The 22,154-nt window shown below is 67.5% G+C and carries 19 protein-coding genes; 10 read left to right on the top strand and 9 right to left on the bottom strand.

Annotation, left to right across the window (positions count from 1 at the left end; translation table 11 throughout):
- Positions 1 to 2 precede the first annotated feature (2 nt).
- Genes M4578_RS10150 through M4578_RS10130 form a run of 5 tightly spaced genes read left to right on the top strand, consistent with a single transcriptional unit; the run spans position 3 to position 4,933 of the window.
- Positions 3 to 890 carry an ABC transporter ATP-binding protein gene (locus tag M4578_RS10150; RefSeq protein WP_258093344.1) on the top strand — a complete coding sequence of 296 codons (888 nt, stop codon included), beginning with the start codon at positions 3 to 5 and terminating at the stop codon, positions 888 to 890.
- Positions 887 to 1,729 carry an ABC transporter ATP-binding protein gene (locus tag M4578_RS10145; RefSeq protein WP_258093343.1) on the top strand — a complete coding sequence of 281 codons (843 nt, stop codon included), beginning with the start codon at positions 887 to 889 and terminating at the stop codon, positions 1,727 to 1,729. Before M4578_RS10150 ends, M4578_RS10145 begins: the two co-directional genes overlap by 4 nt.
- Positions 1,726 to 2,901: a M20 aminoacylase family protein gene (locus M4578_RS10140; RefSeq protein WP_258093342.1), complete on the top strand. Its 1,176-nt coding sequence runs from the start codon at positions 1,726 to 1,728 to the stop codon at positions 2,899 to 2,901. Before M4578_RS10145 ends, M4578_RS10140 begins: the two co-directional genes overlap by 4 nt.
- Positions 2,898 to 3,902 (top strand): Ldh family oxidoreductase, encoded by a 1,005-nt coding sequence (locus tag M4578_RS10135; protein WP_258093341.1) that lies wholly within the window; start codon positions 2,898 to 2,900, stop codon positions 3,900 to 3,902. Before M4578_RS10140 ends, M4578_RS10135 begins: the two co-directional genes overlap by 4 nt.
- Positions 3,902 to 4,933: a trans-3-hydroxy-L-proline dehydratase gene (locus tag M4578_RS10130; RefSeq protein WP_258093340.1), complete on the top strand. Its 1,032-nt coding sequence runs from the start codon at positions 3,902 to 3,904 to the stop codon at positions 4,931 to 4,933. The genes M4578_RS10135 and M4578_RS10130 overlap by 1 nt, the downstream gene beginning before the upstream one ends.
- Positions 4,934 to 4,942: 9 nt before the next feature.
- On the opposite strand, the gene M4578_RS10125 is transcribed toward M4578_RS10130, so the two are convergent.
- From M4578_RS10125 to M4578_RS10085, 9 genes are all read right to left on the bottom strand, one after another.
- Complete coding sequence (locus tag M4578_RS10125; protein WP_258093339.1) at positions 4,943 to 6,175, bottom strand: efflux RND transporter periplasmic adaptor subunit; 1,233 nt, start codon at positions 6,173 to 6,175, stop codon at positions 4,943 to 4,945.
- Between the two features lie 4 nt (positions 6,176 to 6,179).
- Positions 6,180 to 8,540, bottom strand: coding sequence for an ABC transporter permease (locus M4578_RS10120; protein ID WP_258093338.1), 2,361 nt, complete (start codon positions 8,538 to 8,540; stop codon positions 6,180 to 6,182).
- Positions 8,537 to 9,244 carry an ABC transporter ATP-binding protein gene (locus M4578_RS10115; protein ID WP_258093337.1) on the bottom strand — a complete coding sequence of 236 codons (708 nt, stop codon included), beginning with the start codon at positions 9,242 to 9,244 and terminating at the stop codon, positions 8,537 to 8,539. Before M4578_RS10115 ends, M4578_RS10120 begins: the two co-directional genes overlap by 4 nt.
- Before the next feature lie 59 nt (positions 9,245 to 9,303).
- Positions 9,304 to 9,528, bottom strand: a complete 225-nt coding sequence (locus M4578_RS10110; protein ID WP_076701224.1) for a formate dehydrogenase subunit delta — start codon at positions 9,526 to 9,528, stop codon at positions 9,304 to 9,306.
- Positions 9,518 to 10,339, bottom strand: a complete 822-nt coding sequence (fdhD, locus tag M4578_RS10105; RefSeq protein ID WP_258093336.1) for a formate dehydrogenase accessory sulfurtransferase FdhD — start codon at positions 10,337 to 10,339, stop codon at positions 9,518 to 9,520. Before fdhD ends, M4578_RS10110 begins: the two co-directional genes overlap by 11 nt.
- 3 nt (positions 10,340 to 10,342) lie before the next feature.
- Entirely contained in the window at positions 10,343 to 13,264 is a 2,922-nt protein-coding gene (gene fdhF / locus M4578_RS10100) for a formate dehydrogenase subunit alpha (RefSeq protein WP_258093335.1), read from the bottom strand.
- A gap of 115 nt (positions 13,265 to 13,379) precedes the next feature.
- A complete protein-coding gene (locus M4578_RS10095) occupies positions 13,380 to 14,900 on the bottom strand; it encodes a formate dehydrogenase beta subunit (protein ID WP_258093334.1) in 1,521 nt (506 codons plus the stop codon).
- On the bottom strand, positions 14,897 to 15,364 hold the full coding sequence (locus M4578_RS10090; protein ID WP_258093333.1) for a formate dehydrogenase subunit gamma: 468 nt from the start codon (positions 15,362 to 15,364) through the stop codon (positions 14,897 to 14,899). Before M4578_RS10090 ends, M4578_RS10095 begins: the two co-directional genes overlap by 4 nt.
- Positions 15,365 to 15,456: 92 nt before the next feature.
- On the bottom strand, positions 15,457 to 16,347 hold the full coding sequence (locus M4578_RS10085; RefSeq protein ID WP_258093332.1) for a LysR family transcriptional regulator: 891 nt from the start codon (positions 16,345 to 16,347) through the stop codon (positions 15,457 to 15,459).
- Between the two features lie 245 nt (positions 16,348 to 16,592).
- Here M4578_RS10085 and M4578_RS10080 point away from each other — a divergent pair, with 245 nt between their 5' ends.
- Genes M4578_RS10080 through M4578_RS10060 form a run of 5 tightly spaced genes read left to right on the top strand, consistent with a single transcriptional unit; the run spans position 16,593 to position 22,150 of the window.
- Positions 16,593 to 19,466 (top strand): monovalent cation/H+ antiporter subunit A, encoded by a 2,874-nt coding sequence (locus M4578_RS10080; protein WP_258093331.1) that lies wholly within the window; start codon positions 16,593 to 16,595, stop codon positions 19,464 to 19,466.
- Position 19,467: 1 nt separating this feature from the next.
- Positions 19,468 to 19,815, top strand: coding sequence for a Na+/H+ antiporter subunit C (locus M4578_RS10075; RefSeq protein WP_258093330.1), 348 nt, complete (start codon positions 19,468 to 19,470; stop codon positions 19,813 to 19,815).
- Positions 19,812 to 21,389 (top strand): monovalent cation/H+ antiporter subunit D, encoded by a 1,578-nt coding sequence (locus tag M4578_RS10070; RefSeq protein WP_258093329.1) that lies wholly within the window; start codon positions 19,812 to 19,814, stop codon positions 21,387 to 21,389. Before M4578_RS10075 ends, M4578_RS10070 begins: the two co-directional genes overlap by 4 nt.
- Positions 21,390 to 21,392: 3 nt before the next feature.
- Positions 21,393 to 21,884, top strand: a complete 492-nt coding sequence (locus tag M4578_RS10065; RefSeq protein WP_258093328.1) for a Na+/H+ antiporter subunit E — start codon at positions 21,393 to 21,395, stop codon at positions 21,882 to 21,884.
- On the top strand, positions 21,881 to 22,150 hold the full coding sequence (locus M4578_RS10060; RefSeq protein ID WP_258093327.1) for a K+/H+ antiporter subunit F: 270 nt from the start codon (positions 21,881 to 21,883) through the stop codon (positions 22,148 to 22,150). The genes M4578_RS10065 and M4578_RS10060 overlap by 4 nt, the downstream gene beginning before the upstream one ends.
- Positions 22,151 to 22,154 lie beyond the last annotated feature (4 nt).

Raw genomic sequence — 22,154 nt, 5'->3', positions numbered from 1 at the left:
TCATGGCACTGCTCGACATCGAGAATCTCGGCCTGGCGATGACCAGCTTCGAGGGCGAGACGCAGATCCTGCACGGCATCGACCTGACCATCGAACGCGGCGAGATCTGGGGCATGGTGGGCGAGACCGGCTCGGGCAAGTCGCTGACCGGCCTGTCGGTCTCGCGGCTGATCCCGTCGCCGCCGGGGCGTTATACCTCGGGCGCCATCCGCTTCGAGGGGCAGGATCTGTTGCAGGCGGACGAGCCCGCCATGCGCCGGCTGCGCGGGCGGCGGATCGGGATGATCTTTCAGGACCCGACGACCAACCTCAATCCGGCGTTCCGCGTCGGCACCCAGCTTGTCGATGTCGCGCTGCATGCCGGCCGCGCCGATCCTTCGGTGCTCGGGCTCGCGCCCGGGGCCTCGGCGCGCGCGCTGAAGGCCGCGGCGAAGGCACGCGCGGTCGAGATGCTGGACCATGTGGGCATCACCAACCCCGCCGAGCGTATCCGCTCCTACCCGCACGAGCTGTCGGGCGGGATGAAGCAGCGGGTGCTGATCGCCATGGCGATGATCGGCAAGCCCGATCTGCTGATCGCCGACGAACCGACCACCGCGCTCGACGTATCGGTACAGGCCCAGATCCTGCGGCTGATGCACGCGCTGGTGCACGAGCGCGACATCGGCGTGCTGCTGATCACCCACAACCTTGGGGTGGTGGCGCAGATCTGCACCCATGTCGCGGTGATGTTCCGGGGCCGCATCCTCGAGAAAGGGCCGGTGCGCGCGGTGCTGAAACATCCCTCCCACGCCTATACCAAAGCTCTGCTCGATGCGGTGCCGCGCGCCCATACCAAACGCGGAGAGCTGCGCGGTCTCGGCGGCATCGACATGGAGGCGGCGGAATGAGCTTTCTGCGGATCGAGAACGTTTCGAAGGTGTTTCCCGGCGCCCGCCAGGGGCTGTTCGGCCGGGCCGAGGGGTTTCGCGCGCTTGATGACGTGAGCCTGTCGATCCCTCGGGGCGCGAGCTTTGGGCTGGTGGGCGAATCCGGATCGGGCAAGACCACGCTCACCCGCTGCATCCTGCGGCTCGAAACGCTGAGCGCGGGCAAGATCTGGTTCGACGGCACCGATCTTCACCAGCTTCCGCCGCAGGCGATGCGGCGCCTGCGCTCGCGCTTGCAGATCGTGTTTCAGGATCCCTACGCCTCGCTCGATCCGCGCATGACGATCCATGACATTATCGCGGAACCGATGGTGATCCATGCCGACACCATGCCGCTTTCCGCCCGCCAGCGCACCGAGCGCGTGCTCGAACTGCTGCTCCAGGTGGGGCTGCGCTCCGAACATCTGTTCCGCTATCCCCACGAGTTTTCCGGCGGTCAGCGCCAGCGCATCGGGATCGCCCGTGCCCTGGCGGCAAAGCCCGAATTCCTGATCCTCGACGAGCCGACCTCGGCGCTGGACGTGTCGGTTCAGGCGGATGTGCTGAACCTGCTGCATCGCTTGCAGGACGAGCTGGGGCTGACCTATTTCTTTATCAGCCACGACCTTGGCGTCGTCCGCTATGTCTGCGACGATGTCGCGGTGATCTGGCGGGGCAAGCTGGTCGAACAGGGGCCTGTCGAACGCATCTTCGACAGCCCGCAGAACGACTATACGCGCATGTTGCTCGATGCGATGCCCGACCCGGATCCGGACCTTTCGCCCTTTCGCCGGGCGCAGACCACAGGAGAAATCGCTTGACCGCCGCCGACGACCTCACCCGCATCGCCCAGGACGCCACAGGCTGGCGGCGGGCGCTGCACGAACAGCCCGAACTGCTCTACGATCTGCCGAAGACCTCTGCCTTCGTGGCCGGGAAGCTCCGGGCGTTTGGCGTGGACGAGGTGGCGACGGGCATTGCCGGGACAGGGGTTGTCGGGCTGATCCGGGGGGCGAAGGGCGCCGGCCCGGTGATCGGGCTGCGCGCCGACATGGACGCGCTGCCGATGGATGAAAAGACCAACCTGCCCTATGCGTCCAAGGTGCCGGGCATGATGCATGCCTGCGGTCACGACGGCCATACCGCGACCCTGCTGGGCGCGGCGCAGCACCTTGCCGCGACCCGCGATTTCGCCGGCACGGTGGCGCTGATCTTCCAGCCGGCGGAAGAGGGCGGCGCCGGCGCGCGCGCGATGATCGAGGAAGGGCTGCTCGAACGCTTCGGGATCGAAAGCGTCTATGCCATGCACAACCAGCCCGGCCTGCCCGTGGGGGCCTTTGCCACGCGTCCCGGGGCGCTTCTGGCCGGCGGCGACCGCTTTGTCGTGACGGTGTCGGGACGGGGCGGTCATGCCTCGGCGCCGACCAAATCCATCGACCCGGTGGTTGCGGCAAGCCATCTGATCGCCGCCTGCCAGACGCTGGTGTCGCGTTTTTCCGACCCGTTCGACCAGGTCGTGGTCTCGATCACCTATCTCGACGCGGGGTCGGCGGGGGCGCTCAACGTGATCCCCGATAGCGCGGTCTTCGGCGGCACCATCCGCACCATGAACAACGAGACGCGCAAGGCCATCGAGGCGCATCTGCGGCGGATTCTCAAATCCGGCGCAGAGCAGTTTTCCTGCGAGGCAGAGCTCGACTGGCGGCCGGGCTATCCGGTGACGGTGAACGATCCGGGCAAGACCGCGCTTGCGGTCGAGGCCGCGCAGGCCGTGGCCGGCGCGGCGCAGGTCGAGACAGCCTGCGACCGGCAGATGGGATCGGAGGATTTCTCCTACATGCTGGAACAGCGCCCGGGGGCGATGGTCTGGTTCGGCAACGGCGAGTCCGCCGAGCTGCACAACCCGGCCTATAACTTCAACGACGACGCGATCCTGCCGGGCATGCGCTATTGGGTGACGCTGGTCGCGCGCGAGCTGGGGGCGGCGGCATGAGTGAGGTGCGGATGCCCTTCGCCGAACTGGTGGCGCTGCTGACGCGGATCTTTCTGGGCCAGGGTCTGCCCGAGCGGACCGCGCAGGTTCTGGCGACGAATTGCGCCACCTGCCAGCGCGACGGCGGCTTCAGTCATGGGGTGTTCCGCATCCCGGCCTATGTCTCGACGCTGCAAAGCGGCTGGGGCAACCCGCAGGCATTGCCGGTGATCGAGGACGATGGCGGCACGCTGATCCGGGTCGATGCGCAGGGCGGCTTTGCCCAGGTTGCGCTGGACGAGGCGCGGCCGCTCTTGCGCGCGCGCGTCGAGGCGCAGGGCGTGGCCGTACTCGCCATTCGCAACTCGCAACATTTCAGCGCGCTCTGGCCGGATGTGGAACCCTTCGCCGAAGAGGGGCTGGTGGCGCTGAGCGTGGTCAACTCCATGGCGGTGGTGGTGCCGCCGGGCGGCAAGACACCGGTGTTCGGCACCAACCCGATGGCCTTTGCCTGTCCGCGCGCGGGGCAGGCGCCCTATGTCTGGGATCAGGCGTCGAGCGCGCTGGCGCATGGCGATGTGCAGATCGCGGCGCGCGAAGGGCACCGGCTGGCGCCGGGCACCGGCGTCGATGCCGAGGGCCGGCCCACCGACGACCCGGGTGCGATCCTGAACGGCGGGGCTCTGCTGCCCTTCGGCGGCCACAAGGGCGCGTCGATTGCGATGACCATCGAGATCCTCTCGGCCGCCTTCACCGGCGGCGCCTTTTCGACCGAGGTCGACTGGTCGCAGCATCCCGGCGCCAAGATCCCCCTGACCGGACAGTTCCTGCTGGTGGCGGACCCGGACCGGGGCGGGGATCTGGGCTTTGCGCAGCGCGTTGCGGCGCTTTCGGACACGGTGCGCGACGCGGGGCAGGATCGCCTGCCCGGCGACCGCCGCCAGCGCCTGCGGGCCGAGTCGGCGGCGAAAGGCGTGCCGCTGAGCCAGGCCGATCTCGACATGCTCAACGGCTATCTGTGATGCGCAGCAGCAAGGTCATCCATGTGGTGGGCTGCCATGCGGAGGGCGAGGTCGGCGATGTCATCGTCGGTGGCGTGGCGCCGCCGCCGGGAGAGACGATCTGGGAGCAATCCCGCTTCATCGCCAGCGATGAAACGCTGCGCAACTTCGTGCTGAACGAGCCGCGCGGCGGGGTGTTCCGGCATGTGAACCTGCTGGTCCCGCCCAAGGATCCGCGCGCCGATATGGGCTGGATCGTCATGGAGCCCGCCGACACGCCGCCGATGTCGGGCTCGAATGCCATCTGCGTTGCCACGGTGCTGCTCGACAGCGGCATCCTTCCCATGACCGAGCCGGTCACCCGGCTGGTGCTGGAGCCGCCCGGCGGCGTGATCGAGGTCGAGGCGGAGTGCCGCAATGGCAAGGCCGAACGGATCCGCGTCAGGAACGTGCCCTCCTTTGCCGACCGGCTGGATGCGCCGCTCGAGGTCGCAGGGCTGGGAACGCTTCGCGTCGACACGGCCTATGGCGGGGACAGCTTTGTCATCGTGGATGCGGCGGCGCTTGGCTTTGCCATCGCGCCGGACGAGGCGCGCGACATCGTCGATCTGGGCATCCGGATCACGGCGGCGGCCAATGAGCAGATCGGGTTTCGCCATCCCGAGAATGCCGGCTGGGATCACATCTCGTTCTGCCAGTTCGCGGCGCCGGTGAGTACCGGGGACGGCCCGGCGGTGGGCGCCAATGCTGTGGTGATCCGGCCCGGCAAGATCGACCGCTCGCCCTGCGGCACCGGGGTTTCGGCGCGTCTGGCGGTGATGCACGCGAAGGGCCAGATCGGCGTCGGGGCGCCGTTTCTCGGCCGGTCGATCATCGGCTCGGAATTCCTCTGCCGGATCGTCGAAGAGACCCGCGTGGCAGACCGCCCCGCGATCCGCCCCGAGATTTCGGGACGGGCCTGGATCACCGGCACCCGGCAATTGATGCTCGATCCCGAGGATCCCTGGCCGCAGGGCTATCGTGTCGCCGATACCTGGCCCACCGCGCTCTGAGCGATCGCTCTATTCCACGCTGCGGGTTGCGATGCGGGCGCCGTCGCTCAAATCGGCGGTCGGGTAGAGCACGACACTGTCGCCCTCGGCCAGACCGGACAGCACCTGCGCCATGGTGCCGTTGCCCGGACCCAGCTCGACCGGGACCTGCACGGCGCGCCCGTCCTGCATGCGGAACGCGGCCCAGCCGTCGCCGCTGCGGAACAGCGCGCTTTGCGGGATGCGCAGCGTATCCTCGGCGTCCCAGGTCACGATCCGGGTCACCACGCGATAGCCATGCCCCAGCGCCGCGCGCTCTGCGACGGGCCCGGTAAAGCGGATGGTGACGCCGACACGCTGCTCCTCGACCCCCAGCGCCGACACTTTCGTTTCGCCCAGCGGGGCGATCCGGGCGACTTCCCCGTCCAGCAGGCTGTCGCCGCCCCAATCGTCGATCATCACCCGGTCGCCGAGCCGGACCTGCACGGCGTCCGACGAGATCAGGTCCACCTCGATTTCCAGATCATGCGCGATGTCGCCGATTTCCAGCACGGCGGTGCCCGCGGTGAGGATCGTCTCGCTTTGTTGCAGCACCTGAAGGATCCGTCCCGACACCGGCGCGACCAGCGAGATGTCGGAGGCATGATCGCCGGCCACCGCCGCCGCCAGCCCCAGATCGTCGAAACTGATCAATTGCGCGCGGGCATTGGCCAGCTCCGCCTCGCGCATCGACACCGCCGCCTTGGCGGTCTCCAGCCGTGCGGCGGCGGCGCGTGTCTCGGAGCGCGACCGGTCGAGCGTCGCCGCGCTGACCGTGCCGCGCTTGGCGAGGGTCTGGTTCCGTTCGTATTCCGATTGCGCCAGATCGGCATCGGCGGCGGCGACATTGACTTCCGCCTCGGCGACCTTGAGCGCGGCGCGCGCCGCATCCACCGCCGCCGAGGCCTGTTCGCGGGTGCGGATGTCCAGGGCGTCGGGGTTGGTCGGGCGCATATGCGCCACCGTTTCGCCTTGCGCGACGGTATCGCCCGCCAGCGCCCGCACGCGCAGCAGGCGGCCCGCGACGGGGGTCGAGACCACATAGACATCATGCACCTGCGTGCGGCCCTCTTCGTCGATGGTCACGGTGAGCGGGCCGCGGGTGACCGTGCCCAGATCGACCAGCGTGGCGCGCGGCCAGAAGGCGACGACCAGCGCGCCGCCCAGCAGCAGCGCGGCGAGGCTCCAGAGAAGCAGGCGGGTGCGGTTGCGGGGGTCTGCCATATCGTCAATCCCGTGTCTTGAGCGCCGCGACCAGATCGGTCCGGTCGACATCGCGTTTCACCAGAAGCCCGGAAATCGCCGCCCCGGCAAGCACCACCAGCGCGGCGCTGCCAAAGGTGGCAGGCTGGAAGATCACCGGGACCGTGTAGAGTTCCGAGGAATAGGCGGCGGCCAGCACATGCGCAAACCCCGCGCCAAGCGCCGCGCCGAAGGGCAGGGCAAGCAGCGTCACCACTCCCAGCTCGCCCAGCAGCACATAGGCCGCCTCGCCGCGCGAAAAGCCGATGACGCGCAGCGAGGCGAGATCGCGGGACCGTTCTGCCAGGGCGATGCGGGCGGCGTTGTAGACGATGCCGAAGGTGATGACGAAGGCGATGGCCGACATGATGAACCGGGTCCAGCCGGCGCCCTGATTCATCATCCGCTCAAAGGCCGCGCGGCTTTCGCGTTTGAGCGTGACTCCCGCCACCGTGGGCAACCCCTTCAGCCAGACATAGATTTCTTCTGCCCGCGCCTCGTCGAGCCGCAGCGCCGCGCCGGTGACGCGCCCGGGTTCGCCAAGCGCGCGGTTCAGGCCCTCCAGCTCCATATAGGCGGGCGCGCCCATCACCGTGTCCGAGATCCCCAGCACCGGCAGCTCCAGCACCGGCTGTGCCCCCTCGCGCACCTCGGCGAGCAGGGTCTGGCCGGTTTCCAGCTTGAGCTTTGCGGCCAGCGCGCTGCTGAGAATAAGCCCTTCGCGGCGCATGTGGATCGGCTCCAGATCCGGGGTCAGCGCGCGGTTCAGCACCGGGTTCTCCGGCAGGCCGGTGATGCTGCCGCGATGGATCTGCCGCCCGTTGCTGAGGATCACCGCCACGTCGCGCCGCCCTTCCACCCGCTCGATGCCGGGGTGGCGGGCCAGTTCGAACAGCACCTTGTCGGACACCGCATGGGTGAAGCTCACCGACGCCTCGGAGCGGTCCATCACCTCGAAATTCAACGCGATGGCGTAATTGAAGCCGCTCTGGATGGTGATCACCCCCACCGACAGGGCCATGCCGAAGGTGATGCCGACGATGGCGCCCGCCATGCGGAACGGCGTGCGGGTGAAGCGGCGCAGCACCATGCGGCTGGGTTGGTCGAGCCAGCGGGTGAGCCCGCGCCAGCGCCCGGCGCGGGAATAATCGGCGGGGGCGGGCGGGCGCATCGCCTCCGCCGGGTCGAGCGCGAAGATCCGCCGCAGCACGATGGCGCCGCCCGCCGTGGCCGCCAGCACGCTGACCGCGATGCCGATGGCGAAGGAAGCGGGGTCGAGCCGGAAGACGAGGAAGGGGAATTTGAAGTAGTTGAGGTAGAGCTGCACCATGGCCCGGCCCGCGAGGATACCGAAAAGACAGCCCATCAGCGCGCCCAGCAGGGCGATGGCCAGCACCAGTTTCAGGTAATGCCCGCCGATCTCACCCGACCGGTAACCGAAGGCCTTGAGCAGCCCGATCTCTTCGCGCTCGGCCTGCACCATGCGGGCGATCACGATGTTCAGCAGGAAGGCCGCGACGGCCATGAAGATCGGCGGGATCGAGGTGGCGCTGTCGCGCAGCCCGTCGATCTCCTCAGACACGAAGCGGTTGGAGAACATATCCTCGCGCCCATAGGCGCCGGTGGAGCCGTAAGGTTCCAGCACCCGGTCCACCGCATCCGTCACCGGCTGCGCGCCCGCGCCGCGCGCCAGCCCGATCAGCAACTCGTTAAAGGCGCCGTCCATGTCGAAGGCCGCCGCCATTGCCGCCGGCGACAGCCAGAGCACGCCGAACCGCGCGTCGTCGGGAATGCCCTCGCCGGGGGCGGCGCTGTAGAGGAATTCCGGCGCGCGGGCGAGCCCGGTGATGCGGAAGCTGTGCCGCGCGCCGTTCATCGTCGCCTTCAGCGTATCGCCGGGGCGGAGCCCGTGGGCGGCGGCGAAACTGTCGAGCAGCACGGCCTCCTCGGGTTTGCCGCGCTCGAAGAGCCGCCCCGCCTCCAGCCGGATCGCGTTCAGCGCCGGATCGCCGTCATAGGGCAGGGAGAGCGCCTGCGCCTGCACCGGCACCGCGCGGTCGGGCAGGTCGATGAGCGCCGCGCCGCTGACCCGCCCCTCCACCGCCTGCACCCCCGGCAGCGCGGCGATCCGGTGCAAGAGGTGATCGGGCGCGCGCACCACCGAGGCGGCGAGATCGGCCAGCCGGTAACGCTCGTAATAGCTGCGGCGGGTTTCGTCGAGCGAGGTCACCAGCCCCGACATCATCACCTGCATCATCACGCCAAGCGCCATGACCACGGCAATCGCCAGCGCCTGACCCTTCATCCGCCACAGATCGCGGGTGAGTTTGCGGTCGAGCGGGCTCACCACTCGATCTCCCCGGCGGGCAGCTTGTGGCTGTTGCGCTCCTCGGACCGGATCGCGCCATCGGCAAAGCGGATCACCCGGTCGGCCATGGCGGCGGTGGCGGCGGCGTGGGTGACGATCAAAACCGTGGTCCCCAGCGTCTGGTTGAGATGCTGGAGCACCCCCAGAACCTCACGCCCGGTGGTGCTGTCGAGCGCGCCGGTGGGCTCGTCGCAAAGCAGCACATCCGGTTTCTTGGCCACCGCGCGGGCGATGGCCACGCGCTGCTGTTCGCCGCCCGACATCTGGCTCGGGAAATGCCCCAGCCGCTCCTCAAGCCCCACCAGCGCCAGCGCCTCGGCGGGGGTCATTGGATCGCGGGCGATTTCGGTCACCAGCTCGACATTCTCCTCCGCCGTGAGCGAGGGCATGAGGTTGTAGAACTGGAAGATGAAGCCCAGATGATCGCGCCGGTAGCGGGTGAGCTGCCGGTCGGTCATGGCGGTCAGCTCGCGGTCGCGGAACCAGGCGCGCCCGGTGCTGGGCCGGTCGAGCCCGCCGAGGATGTTGAGCAGAGTGGATTTGCCGCTGCCCGAGGGGCCGAGCAACACTACGATCTCACCGGCGGGCAGATCGAGATCGACCCCGCGCAGCGCATGCACTGCCGAGGCGCCCTCGCCATAGGTGCGTGTCAGACCTTCCGCCCGATAGGCGCTTTCCGCCATGGATCTCCCTCCATGGCCGCAACCCTAAAGCGTTTTTGCGACGCTTGTCTTGCGCGGGATCAAGCTTTTTCGGAGGGCGCGTGGATATGCGCCGCCGCAGCAGCGGCCAGCGGATGCAGTCCCTCGCCGCCCTGCGCCACGTAATCGAGATACTGCGCCCGCATCCGGGGTTCCCAGAAATCGTTGATATGCGCGGCCACATCCTCGGCGCCGGTCTCGCCGGGCTGGGTGGCAAAGAAGGTGGCGATCTGGTTGGCCATCATGACCATCTTTTCAGGCGACATGCGTCTCTCCATCGACGATCCGCTCGGGCGCGGCGTAAAGGTCGAACCCGCCGGAGCGGGCAAAGGCGGCAAGCGTAAGCCCCGCCTCTTCGGCCATCCGCAGCGCCAGCGCGGTGGGGGCCGAAACGGCGATCAGGATCGGGCAGCGCGCCAGCACGGTTTTCTGCACCATGTCGACCGAGACCCGGCTGGTCAGCACAAAGGCGCCTTCGGCCGGGTCCATATCCTGCCGCGCCATGGCGCCGATTAGCTTGTCGAGCGCGTTGTGCCGCCCGACATCCTCACGCGCCAGAACGATGCCCTTGCCGGGCCGCAGGAACCCCGCCGCGTGCACTGCGCGGGTCTGGTCGTGCAGCGGCTGGTGGGCGCGCAGCGCGTCGGTCGCGCGCGCCACCTCGGCACGGGTGAGGCTCGGCCCGCCTTCGGGCAGCGGCGGCAGGGCGCGCAGCGCCTGATCGAGCGAGTCGATGCCGCAGAGCCCGCAGCCGGTTGGCCCCAGCAGGCTGCGCTGCCGCTCCTTGAGTGCGGCGCCGCGATCCTCATGCAGCCAGAACCGCGCTTCGATGCCCTGCGGATGGGTCACCGCATCGAACTCGGCCACCTCGCGCGGATGTGCGATGATGCCCTCGCTCAGCGCGAAGCCATAGGCGAAATCGGCGATGTCGCCGGGGGTCGCCATCATCACGGCCTGCGTGGTGCCGTCGAAGACCAGCGCCACCGGCACCTCTTCGGGCAGCGAGCGCACGACAGAGCGCGTGCCCTCGCGATGCACGGCGAGGCCGGGGCGGCTGTGGCTCTGGCGCGGCGCCATGGCTTACTCCGCCGCCGGCAGGATGCGCCGCGCGCGCTCGGCCTGCGCAGCGTAGTCTTCCTGCCAGTCGGACGGCCCGTTCGAGGGCGCGACCTGCACCGCCGTCACCTTGTATTCCGGGCAGTTTGTGGCCCAGTCCGAGAAATCGGTGGTGACCACATTGGCCTGCGTGTCCGGGTGGTGGAAGGTGGTATAGACCACGCCGGGCGACACCCGGTCGGTGATCTTGGCGCGCAGCGTCGTCTCGCCCGAGCGGCTGGCGAGTTTCACCCAGTCGCCCTCTTTCAGTCCGCGGTTCTCGGCATCGTGCGGGTGGATCTCCAGCAGATCCTGCTCGTGCCAGACGCTGTTCGCGGTGCGCCGTGTCTGCGCGCCGACGTTGTACTGCGACAGGATCCGCCCGGTGGTGAGCAGCAGCGGGAAGCGCGGGCCGGTCTTTTCATCCGTCGCCACATATTCGGTGACGATGAACCGCCCCTTGCCGCGCACGAACCCGTCCACATGCATGAGCGGCGTGCCCTCGGGATGCTCTTCGTTGCAGGGCCACTGCACCGAGCCCTTCTCCTCCAGCAGATCGTAGGTCACGCCGGCAAAGCTCGGCGTGGTGGCCGCGATCTCGGCCATGATCTGTTCGGGATGGGTATAGGCCCAGCCGGCACCCATGGCATTGGCGAGAAGCTGGGTGACTTCCCAGTCCTCATAGCCGTTCTTCGGCGCCATGACCTTGCGCACGCGGTTGATGCGGCGCTCGGCATTGGTGAAGGTGCCGTTCTTCTCCAGAAAGGACGAGCCGGGCAGGAAGACATGCGCGTAGTTCGCGGTCTCGTTCAGGAAGAGGTCATGCACGATGACACAGTCCATCGCCGCCAGACCCGCTGCCACATGCTTGGTGTCCGGGTCCGATTGCAGGATGTCCTCACCCTGGCAGTAGAGCCCCCTGAACGTCCCGTCCACGGCGGCATCCAGCATGTTCGGGATGCGCAGCCCCGGCTCCGGGTCGATCGGCACGCCCCAGGCGTCTTCAAAGACCTTGCGCACCTCGGGCAGCTTCACATGGCGGTAGCCCGGCAGCTCATGGGGGAAGGAGCCCATGTCGCAGGAGCCCTGCACGTTGTTTTGCCCGCGCAGCGGGTTCACGCCCACACCCTCGCGACCGATATTGCCGGTCATCATGGCGAGGTTGGCAAGCCCCATGACCGTGGTCGAGCCCTGCGAATGCTCGGTCACACCCAGCCCGTAATAGATCGCCCCGTTGCCGCCCTGCGCATAAAGTCGCGCGGCCGCGCGCAGCTCCTGCGCGTTCACGCCGGTGAGCAGCGCCGTGCTCTCGGGCGCATGGCGTTTTTCAGAGACGAACTCCGCATAGGCCATGAACTCGTCCCAGTCGCAGCGCGCGCGGATGAAGGCCTCGTCATAGAGCTTTTCGGTCACGATCACATGCGCCAGCGCGGTCACCACGGCGACGTTGGTGCCCGGCGTCAGCGGCAGGTGATGCGCCGCCGCGATATGGGCCGATTTCACCAGGTCGATGCGGCGCGGGTCGATGACGATGAGCTTGGCGCCCTGACGTAGCCGTTTCTTCAGCCGCGAGGCAAAGACCGGGTGGCCGTCGGTCGGGTTGGCGCCGATCACCACCGCCACATCCACCTGCTCGACCGAGTCGAAATCCTGCGTGCCGGCAGAGGTGCCATAGGTCTGCCCCAGCCCGTAGCCGGTGGGCGAATGGCAGACCCGCGCGCAGGTGTCGGTGTTGTTGTTCATGAACACCGCGCGGGTGAGCTTCTGCACCAGATAGGTTTCCTCGTTGGTGCAGCGGCTGGAGGTGATCACGCCGACGCTCTTGCGCCCGTGTTTCTCCTGAATGGCTTTCAGACGGTCCGCCGCAAAGGACAGCGCCTCCTCCCAGCTCACCTCGCGCCACGGATCCTCGATGCGTTCGCGGATCATCGGGTTGAGGATGCGGTCGGGATGCTCGGTATAGCCATAGGCAAAGCGGCCCTTGACGCAGCTATGGCCCCGGTTCGCCTTGCCGTGTTTCCACGGCGTCATGCGCACCAGCTCGTCGCCGTTGAGCTCCGCCTTGAAGGAACAGCCGACGCCGCAATAGGCGCAGGTGGTCACCAGCTCGCGGTCGGGCGTGCCGAGCTCGGCCACGCTTTTTTCCTGAAGCGTCGCGGTGGGGCAGGCCTGCACACAGGCGCCGCAGCTCACGCAGTCGGAGCTCAGGAAATCATCGCCTGCCGCGCCCGCCGACACGCGGCTCTCAAAGCCTCGGCCTTCGATGGTCAGCGCAAAAGTGCCCTGCACCTCCTCGCAGGCCCGCACGCAGCGCGAGCAGACGATGCATTTGCCGGGATCGTAGGTGAAATACGGGTTGCTCTCATCCTTGGGCGTATAGCGCGGATTGGCCTCGCCCTCGGGCATCCGCAGCCGCGCCTCGGATTGCGAGCGCGCGCCGCTGCCCGACGGGTCGAAATGGTTGTCGCCGGGCGTGTAGCGCACGTCGCGCAGCCCGACCATGCCGGCCATGTCCTGCAATTCGCAATCGCCATTGGCGGCGCAGGTCAGGCAGTCCAGCGGGTGGTCGGAGACGTAAAGCTCCATCACCCCCTTGCGGATCTTCTTCACCTTCGGGGATTGCGTGTGCACCACCATCCCCTCATGCACCGGCGTGGTGCAGGAGGCGGGCGTGCCGCGCCGCCCCTCGATCTCGACCACGCAGAGCCGGCAGGAGCCGAAAGCGTCCAGGCTGTCGGTGGCGCAAAGCTTCGGCACCGTCACCCCGGCCTCTGCCGCCGCCCGCATCACCGAGGTGCCCGCAGGCACCGTCACCGCGATGCCGTCCACGGTCAGATGCACCGGCTTGCCCGATTTCGCGGGCGTTCCCATGTCCCGGTCGTCCCAAGGAATGATGAAATCCTTCATCGCAGGTCCTCCCGCTTCTTCTCTTTGCAAATACGCACCCGATCCGGGGACGCAGTCCCCGGACGGTCGCCTCGCGCCAGCGAGGCGAAACCCCTCGTCACAGGCCCCGCGCCGCTCATTCCGCCGCTTCCTTCACCGCGCCGAACTCTTCCGGGAAAAGCCGCAGCGCGGACATCACCGGATAAGGCGTGAAGCCGCCAAGCGCGCAGAGCGATCCGTCCTTCATGGTCTCGCAGAGATCGGTCAGCAGCGGGATCGCCGCCGCGTCACCCGCCGCGATCCGGTCCAGCGTCTCGACGCCGCGCACCGCGCCAATCCGGCAGGGCGTGCATTTGCCACAGCTCTCCACCGCGCAGAATTCCATGGCGAACCGCGCCATGCCCAGCATGTCGGCGGTATCGTCGAAGACCACGAGCCCGGCATGGCCGATCAGCGCGCCCTGGCCGTCGAATTCCTCATAGCCGAAGGGCGTGTCGAACTGATCCGGGCTCAGATAGGCGCCCAGCGGCCCGCCCACCTGCACCGCCTTGACCGCGCGGCCCGAGGCGGTGCCGCCGCCCAGATCCTCGACGATCTGGCCCAGCGACATGCCGAAGGCGGTCTCGAAGAGCCCGCCATGGCGCACATTGCCGGCGATCTGCAACGGGATCGTGCCTTTCGAGCGGCCCAGCCCGAAATGCGCGTAGTGCTCGGCGCCTTTTTCGAAAATCACTGGCACGGTGGCCAGCGAGATCACGTTGTTCACCACCGTGGGCTTGCCAAAGGCGCCTTCCAGCGCGGGCAGCGGCGGCTTGGCGCGGACCACGCCGCGCTTGCCTTCGAGCGAGTTCAAAAGCGAGGTCTCCTCGCCGCAGACATAGGCGCCCGCGCCGGTGCGGACCTCCATGTCGAACGTCTTGCCGGAGCCCAGCACGCTGTCGCCCAGTACACCCACCTCGCGCGCGATTTCGATGGCGCGGGTCAGCACCGCGATGGCATCGGGGTATTCCGAGCGCAGATAGACATAGCCCTGCACCGCGCCGCAGCCGATCCCGGCGATCGCCATGCCTTCGATGAGGCAGAAGGGATCGCCCTCGATGATCATGCGGTCGGCAAAGGTGCCGCTGTCGCCCTCGTCGGCGTTGCAGACGATGTATTTGCGGTCCGCATGCGCCATGCGCACCGTGTCCCACTTGATTCCCGTCGGGAAGCCCGCGCCGCCACGTCCGCGCAGGCCCGAGAGCTTGACCTCGTCCACGATCTGCTCGCCGCTCATGTCGAGCGCCCGGCGCAGCCCGGCGAGACCGCCATTGGCCTCATACTCCGCCAGCGACAGCGGGTCGGTCACGCCGCAGCGGGCGAAGGTGAGGCGCGTCTGGCGCTTCATCCAGTCGAGCTCTTCGGTCAGCCCCAGCGCCTTGGGGTGGGTCTCCTCGAAAAGCGCCGGCACATCGGCGGGGCTCATCGGGCCAAAGGCCATGCGGCCCTCGGGCGTTTCCACCTCGACCAGCGGTTCCAGCCAGATCATGCCGCGCGTGCCGTTGCGGACAAGCTCGACCTCCACACCGCGTTTTTCGGCCTCGATACGGATCGCCTCGGCGACCTCATCCGAACCCAGCGCCTTGGCGGCGCTGTCCATGGGCACCCAGATCTTCATGCCGCGCCCTCCAGTTCCGCCGCCAGCCGTGCCGCGTCGGCCCGGCCGATCAGCTTGCCGTCGACCATCGCCGCCGGTGCGCAGGCGCAGAGCCCCAGGCAATAGACCGGCTCGACCGTCACCGACCCGTCCGCCGTGGTGCCGCCCCAGTCCAGCCCGAGCTTGTCCAGAACCGCCTGGCTGAGCGCATTGGCGCCCATCGACTGGCAGGCCTCGGCCCGGCAGATCTTGACCACATGCCGCCCGGCGGGGGCCTTGCGGAAGTCGTGGTAGAAGGACATCACCCCGTGCACCTCGGCGCGGGTCAGGTTGAGCGCCTCGGCAATCAGCGGCAGCGCCATCTCGGGCACATGGTCATAGGCGTGCTGAATCGCGTGCAGGATCGGCAGGAGCGGCCCTTCGCGGTGCAGCTCGGCGTCGATCAGGGCGCGGATCTCGTCCGGCGTGGGGTTTGAGTGGCGCATGCGGGCTTCTCTCCCAGAAATGTGCCCCCTTGTGCCAGACCCGCGATTGTTGATTCAATATCGTTGTTCCGTCAAACGATAGAGATCTTCAATCAATCTTTCTCCGCCGTCAGCCCCTCCGCCTCGCTCAAAAGCGCTTGCAGCACGGGGGTATAAGGCTCTTGGTGCGGCGCGATGAGCCCCACGGAGGGCGCCGCGCCGCTCTCGCGCAGCGGCACCACCGCCAGCGGCTTGCCCTCGCAGAGAAACCGCGCCAGATCGTCGGGCAGGATCGTGACCCAGTCGCCGTGCAGAACATTGGCGGCCAGCATCACCGTGGAGTTCGATTCGATGAGCGCGGCGGGCCCCACGCCCGCCTCCATGAAATGCCGGTTGATGATGCGGCGGTTCTGCATGTCCGGCGTCAGCAGGCAAAGCCGGGCATCCCCCAGCGCGTCCCAGCCGATGGCCTCGCCCTCGGCGAAGGGATGATCGGGGCGGCAGACCAGCGTGTAGGATTCGCGGTAGAGCAGCCGCGTGGTCACCCGGCCCAGCGGTTCGTTGTCGAGATAGGAAATCCCTGCGTCGATCTCGAGATCGTCGAGCATCGACAGGATCTCGGCGGAGGCGCGCGACAGCACGGTGAAGCTCACATTCGGGTGCCGTGCGGCAAAGCCGGTGACCAGCCGCGAGGCCCAGGTCAGCGCCGTGGGGATGACCGCGAGCCGCAGATGCCCCGCCAGCCCCTCGCGCGAGGCGCGCATTTCCTCGCGCAGCCGCCGCGTGTCGCCGACGATCTGCCGCGCCCGGATCAGCGCGCGCTGGCCCTCGGGCGTCAGCCCGCCAAAGCGCGAGCCGCGGCTCACCAGCTTGACGCCGAGCTGCTCCTCGAGCTGCCGGATTCCGGTCGAGAGCGTGGGCTGCGTGATGCCGAGGCTTTCGGCAGCGCGGCCGAAATGCCGTTCCCGTGCCAGCGCGATAAGCATTTCCAGTTTTGCGATCATGATTTTCTATCGAAAATGGTCCTGACGATCTGTAACAGGAAAGTCACATCCGGGCCAATGCACTGACATGTTAATAGGGGGCAAAACGAGACAGCGCCGTGATCGCTAACGAAGGACGGTTTTCCGGGCGCGAATATTGAAGAATCTTTCAGAATACATAGTAACTCCTTAACAAGACGATACCGGGACAACTTCCGCCCCTCGGCCCCCGGTCAGGCGCAGGCGGACAAGACGAAGGAACAGGGATGGTGTCAGGCAGCGGACTTCTGCCCGTAATGGTCTTATTGCCCTTCATCGGCGCGCTGGTGCCGGGGCTGATGATCCGGGCGGGGCGCAACGCATGCGCCACCTTCACCGCGGTTCCGACCGTCCTCGCCCTCGTGTTCCTCGGTGTCATGGCGCCCGGCGTGCTGGACGGCGGCACCGTCACCGCAAAGATCGACTGGCTGCCGGCGCTGGGGCTGAACGCCAATTTCATGCTCGACGGGCTGGGGCTGCTGTTTGCGGGTATGATCCTCGGCATGGGCCTGCTGATCACGCTTTACGCGCGGTTCTACCTCTCGGGCGACGATCCGATGGGGCAGTTCTACACCTATCTGCTGCTGTTTCAGGGCGCGATGCTGGGCATCGTGGTGTCCGACAATATCCTGCTGCTGCTGGTGTTCTGGGAGCTGACCTCGCTGTCCTCCTTCCTGCTCATCGGCTATTGGAAGCACCTGCCCGAAGGCCGTCAGGGCGCCCGGATGGCGCTGACCGTGACCGGAGCAGGGGGGCTTGCGATGATCGCGGGCATGCTGATCCTCGGCAATATCGCGGGCAGCTACGACCTGTCGGTGATCCTTGAGCACCGCGAGGCGATCCAGGCGTCGGAGTACTATCTCCCCGCGCTGATCCTGATCCTGCTCGGCGCCTTCACCAAATCGGCGCAGTTCCCGTTCCATTTCTGGCTGCCGCATGCCATGGCCGCGCCGACCCCGGTGTCTGCCTATCTGCACTCGGCCACCATGGTGAAGGCGGGCATCTTCCTGATGGCGCGCATGTGGCCGGTGCTGGCGGGGACCGAGGAGTGGTTCTACATCGTCTCGACCGTGGGCCTGATCACCATGGTGATCGGCGCGCTGATCGCGCTCTTCAAGGACGATCTCAAGGCGCTGCTGGCCTTCTCGACGGTCAGTCACCTCGGGCTGCTGACCATGCTGCTGGGGCTCGGCTCCAAGATGGCCGCGGTGGTGGCGGTGTTCCACATCCTCAACCACCTGACCTTCAAGGCGGCGCTCTTCATGAGCGCGGGCATCGTCGACCACGAGACCCACACCCGCGACATCAAGCGGCTGGGCGGGCTGGCGAGCCTGATGCCGGTGACCGCGCTGATCGCCGTGGTGGCGGCGCTGTCGATGGCGGGGATCCCGCCGCTCAACGGGTTCATGTCGAAGGAGATGATGCTGGAAGAGGTCGCTCACACCCATTGGTGGGGGGGCGAATGGCCGATCATCATTCTCGCGACGCTGGGCGCGCTCTTGTCGGTGGCCTATTCCTTCCGCTTCATCGGCCACACCTTCTTTGGGCCGGTGCGCGACGACTATCCGCATCACCCGCATGATCCGCCCGTGGGCATGCTGCTGGCGCCGGGTTTCCTCGCGGTGCTGGTGGTGCTGATCGGCCTCGCGCCGATGACCTTCGCGGCACCCATCGTCGAGGCGGCGGGCCTGGCCGTCACTGGCTCCGAGCCGCATGTGCACCTGAAGCTCTGGCACGGCGTCACCCCGGCGCTCTTCATGTCGATGGTTGCCGTGGGCGGCGGTGCGGTGCTGCTCTGGCTGCACCGCCCGCTCGACCGGATCTGGCTGTCGACACCGCGCCCCGAGGCGAAGGTGATGTTCGACGCGCTGATGCGCCGGGTGGTGCTGGGGTCGCGCTTTATCACCGAAGTCGCGCATAACGGCGCGATCAGCCGCTATCTCGCGATCTTCACCGTGGCGACGATCCTGCTGGGCTATGCGGCCTTCCAGGGCGGCGGCATGCCCGCGCCGACGCGGGGCCTGTTGCCGGTGCCGCCGCTGGTGGGAGTCGGCTTTGTGCTGCTGATGGTGGCGACGGCGGCGACGGTCACCATGCATCGCAGCCGTTTCCGGGCGCTGATCCTGACGAGCGTGGTGGGGCTTATGGTCTCGGCGGGCTTTGTCTATCTCTCGGCGCCGGACCTCGCGCTGACGCAGATCTCGGTGGATACGGTCACCGTCATGCTGATGCTGCTGGCGCTGCACTTTCTGCCCAAGGAGACCCCGCGCGAAAGCCCGATCGGCCTGCACATCCGCGACGGCGCCATCGCCATCGCGGCGGGGGTGGCCGTGGCGTCGCTGGCCTATGCCTTCCTGCTGCGCGACATCGACACGATCTCGGGCTACCACCTTGCGAACTCCTACAAGGGCGGTGGCGGCAACAACGTGGTGAACGTGATCCTCGTGGACTTCCGGGGCTACGACACCTACGGCGAGATCATCGTGCTGGGCATCGCGGGGCTGACGCTCTACGCGCTGATGGAGGCGCTGCTGAACGGCCCCGCCTCGCGCCGCCTGCGCAACTGGACCTTCCCGCCCGACCGCTCGCGCGACCGGCACCCGCTGATGATGGTGGTCGCCACCCGCGTGATGATGCCCATCGCGGCGCTGGTCGGTGTCTATATCTTCCTGCGCGGTCACAACCTGCCCGGCGGTGGCTTTGTCGCGGGCCTCGTGATCTCCATCGCGCTGCTGATGCAATACATGGCCTCGGGCTTTGCCTGGGCGCAGGACCGCAAGCGGTTCGAGTATCACTCGATGATCGGCTGGGGCGTGGTGGTTGCGGGTCTGACCGGGGCGGGCGCCTGGCTGGCGGGCCAGCCCTTCCTGACCAGCGCCTTCGGCTATTTCCGCATCTGGCCCTTCGAGGAATTCGAGCTGGCGACCGCGGCGCTCTTCGATCTCGGCGTGTTTCTGACGGTGCTGGGGGCGGTGATGCTGATGCTCTATTCGCTGTCGCGGCTGGCGCGCTATGCGGGCGAGACCGTGAACGTCGACCCGATGGATTACGACCCGTCCCGGCGCGAGGTCGCCGACTCCGAGCAGAAGGACGCGCGCTGATATGGAACTGATCGTGGCAACCTCGCTGGGCGGGCTGACCGCCGCCGGGATTTACCTGGTCCTGCGGCTGCGCGCCTTTCCGGTGATCCTCGGGCTGACTCTGCTGTCCTACGCGGTGAACGTCTTTGTCTTCGCCACCGGGCGGCTGACCGTGGGTCTACCGCCGGTGCTGAACGACGATGCCAGCGCCTATACCGATCCGCTGCCGCAGGCGCTGGTGCTGACCGCCATCGTGATCTCCTTCGGGATGACGGCGGTGCTGGTGCTGATCTCGCTCGGCGCCTTTCTCGAGGCCGGGGACGACCGCGTGAACATCAAAGACGAGACGACCGGGGAGAGCGACGCGTGAACCACTGGATCATCGCCCCCGTCGTGCTGCCGGCCATGGTGGCACCGCTCATCGCCTATGTGATGCGCCATGACATCGTGCTTCAGCGCACCGCGTCGCTGCTGGGCGCGGTGCTGCTGACCGCCGTCGCAACCGGGCTTTTCGTGCTGTCGGCCGATGGCAGCGTGCATGTCTACCGCCTTGGCGACTGGCCCGCGCCCTTCGGCATCGTGCTGGTGCTCGACCGGCTGTCGGCGCTGCTGATCCTGCTGACCTCGGTGCTGGGGCTGATCGTGCTGATCCATTCGGTCGCCAGCGGCTGGGACACGCGGGGCAGGCATTTCCACGCGCTGATGCAGTTCCAGCTCATGGGGATCTGCGGCGCCTTCCTGACCGGCGACGCCTTCAACCTCTTCGTGCTGTTCGAGATCCTGCTCATCGCCTCCTACGGGCTCACGATCCACAGCGGCGGCAAGGCGCGGCTGCAATCGGGTCTGCAATATGTGATCATGAACCTCGCGGGCTCGACCCTGTTCCTGATCGCGCTCGGCACGCTTTACGCCACCACGGGCACGCTCAACATCGCCGATCTGTCGGTGAAAGTGCGCGAGATCCCGGTGGAGGACGCGGCGCTGGTCCGGGTCGCCGCCATGCTGCTCATGATCGTCTTTGCGGTGAAGGCGGCGCTGTTTCCGGTGCAGTTCTGGCTGCCCGGCACCTATGCCAACGCGCCCGCGCCGGTGGCGGCGCTGTTTGCGATCATGACCAAGGTCGGCGCCTATGCGATCCTGCGCATGCACACCATCGTTTTCGGCCCGGATGCCGCCGCCATCGGCACGCTGTCGCAGGACTGGCTGATGCCCGCCGCGCTGATCACCATCGCCATCGGCGCCTTTGGCGTGATGGGCGCGCGGCGTCTGATGCCGCTCATCGCCTTCGCGGTGCTGAGCTCCACCGGCACGCTGATGCTGGCGGTCTCGGCCTTCACGCCCTATTCCGCGCAGGCGGCGCTTTACTATCTGCTGCACTCCACCTTCGCCGCAGCGGCGCTGTTCCTCTTCGCCGATCTGCTGCTGGCGAAGCGCCGGACCGGCGATCTGCTCAAGGTCGCGCCTGCCACGGTTCAGAACGGGCTTCTGGCCTCTCTCTTCTTCGCGGGCGCCATCGGCATCGCGGGCATGCCGCCGCTCAGCGGGTTCCTCGGCAAGCTGCTGGTGCTCGATGCGCTGCGGGTGTCGGATTACACCTGGCTGGTCTGGACGGTGGTCCTTGCGGGCTCGCTGCTGACCATCGTCGGCTTTGTCCGGGCGGGCAGCCTGCTGTTCTGGAAATCCACCTCGGCGGATCTCGCCGGCCCGATCGAACCCGAGCCGGAGGACGAGGCGCCGCCGGTGACCAAGCTTGGCCCGCTGGTGGTGGCGCCCACGATGATCATGCTGGCGATGCTGGGTCTGCTGACCGTCTTCGCCGGGCCGGTCTCGCGCCATATGGAAGCGACGGCGGGGCAGCTTTTCGACCCCTCGGCCTATATCGGCGCCGTGCTGGAGGACCAGCCCGACACCAAGGATCTGTCCGCGCATGGGGAGGCGCATTAAGCCATGCTGAAACGCCTTTTTCCCCACCCGCTGCTGAGCGTCACGCTGACCATCGTCTGGCTGATGCTGGTCAACAAGGTGACGTCGGGCAATCTGGCGCTCGGCATTCTGCTGGGCATCGTGATCCCGGTGATGACCGCGCCCTACTGGCCCAACCGGCCAAAGCTGCGGGCGCCGCTGATGGCGGCGGAATACGCGCTGGTCGTGCTCTGGGACATCATCGTCGCCAATATCGTCGTCGCGGGCATCGTGATGTTCAAGCGCAACGCCGACATCCATTCGCAATGGGTGGTGGTGCCGCTGGAACTGACCTCGCCCGAGGCGATCACCGTGCTTGCGGGCACCATCACCATGACACCCGGCACCGTGTCGGCGACACTGTCGGCGGATGGCGGCTCGCTGCTGGTGCATTGCCTGCACACCGACGATCCCGATGGCATCCGCGATGACATCAAGACCCGCTACGAGCGGCGGCTGAAGGAGATTTTCCGATGATCACCTACGCCCTGATCTTTGCCTTCGCCTGTTTCGGCTTTGGCCTTCTGGCGACGCTCTGGCGGCTGCTGGCGGGGCCGACCGCGGCGGACCGTATCCTGGCGCTCGACACGATGGTGATCAACTTCATCGCGCTGCTGATCCTCTACGGGATCTGGCGCGGCACCGCGATCTATTTCGAGGCCTCCATGCTGATCGCCATGGTGGGTTTTGTTTCGACCGTCGCCTTCTGCCGCTTCATCCTGCGCGGCGACATCATCGAATAAGGAG

Source organism: Salipiger pentaromativorans (genome assembly GCF_024721115.1).
GTDB lineage: Bacteria > Pseudomonadota > Alphaproteobacteria > Rhodobacterales > Rhodobacteraceae > Salipiger > Salipiger pentaromativorans.
This window is presented reverse-complemented; position numbering and strand designations above follow the sequence as displayed.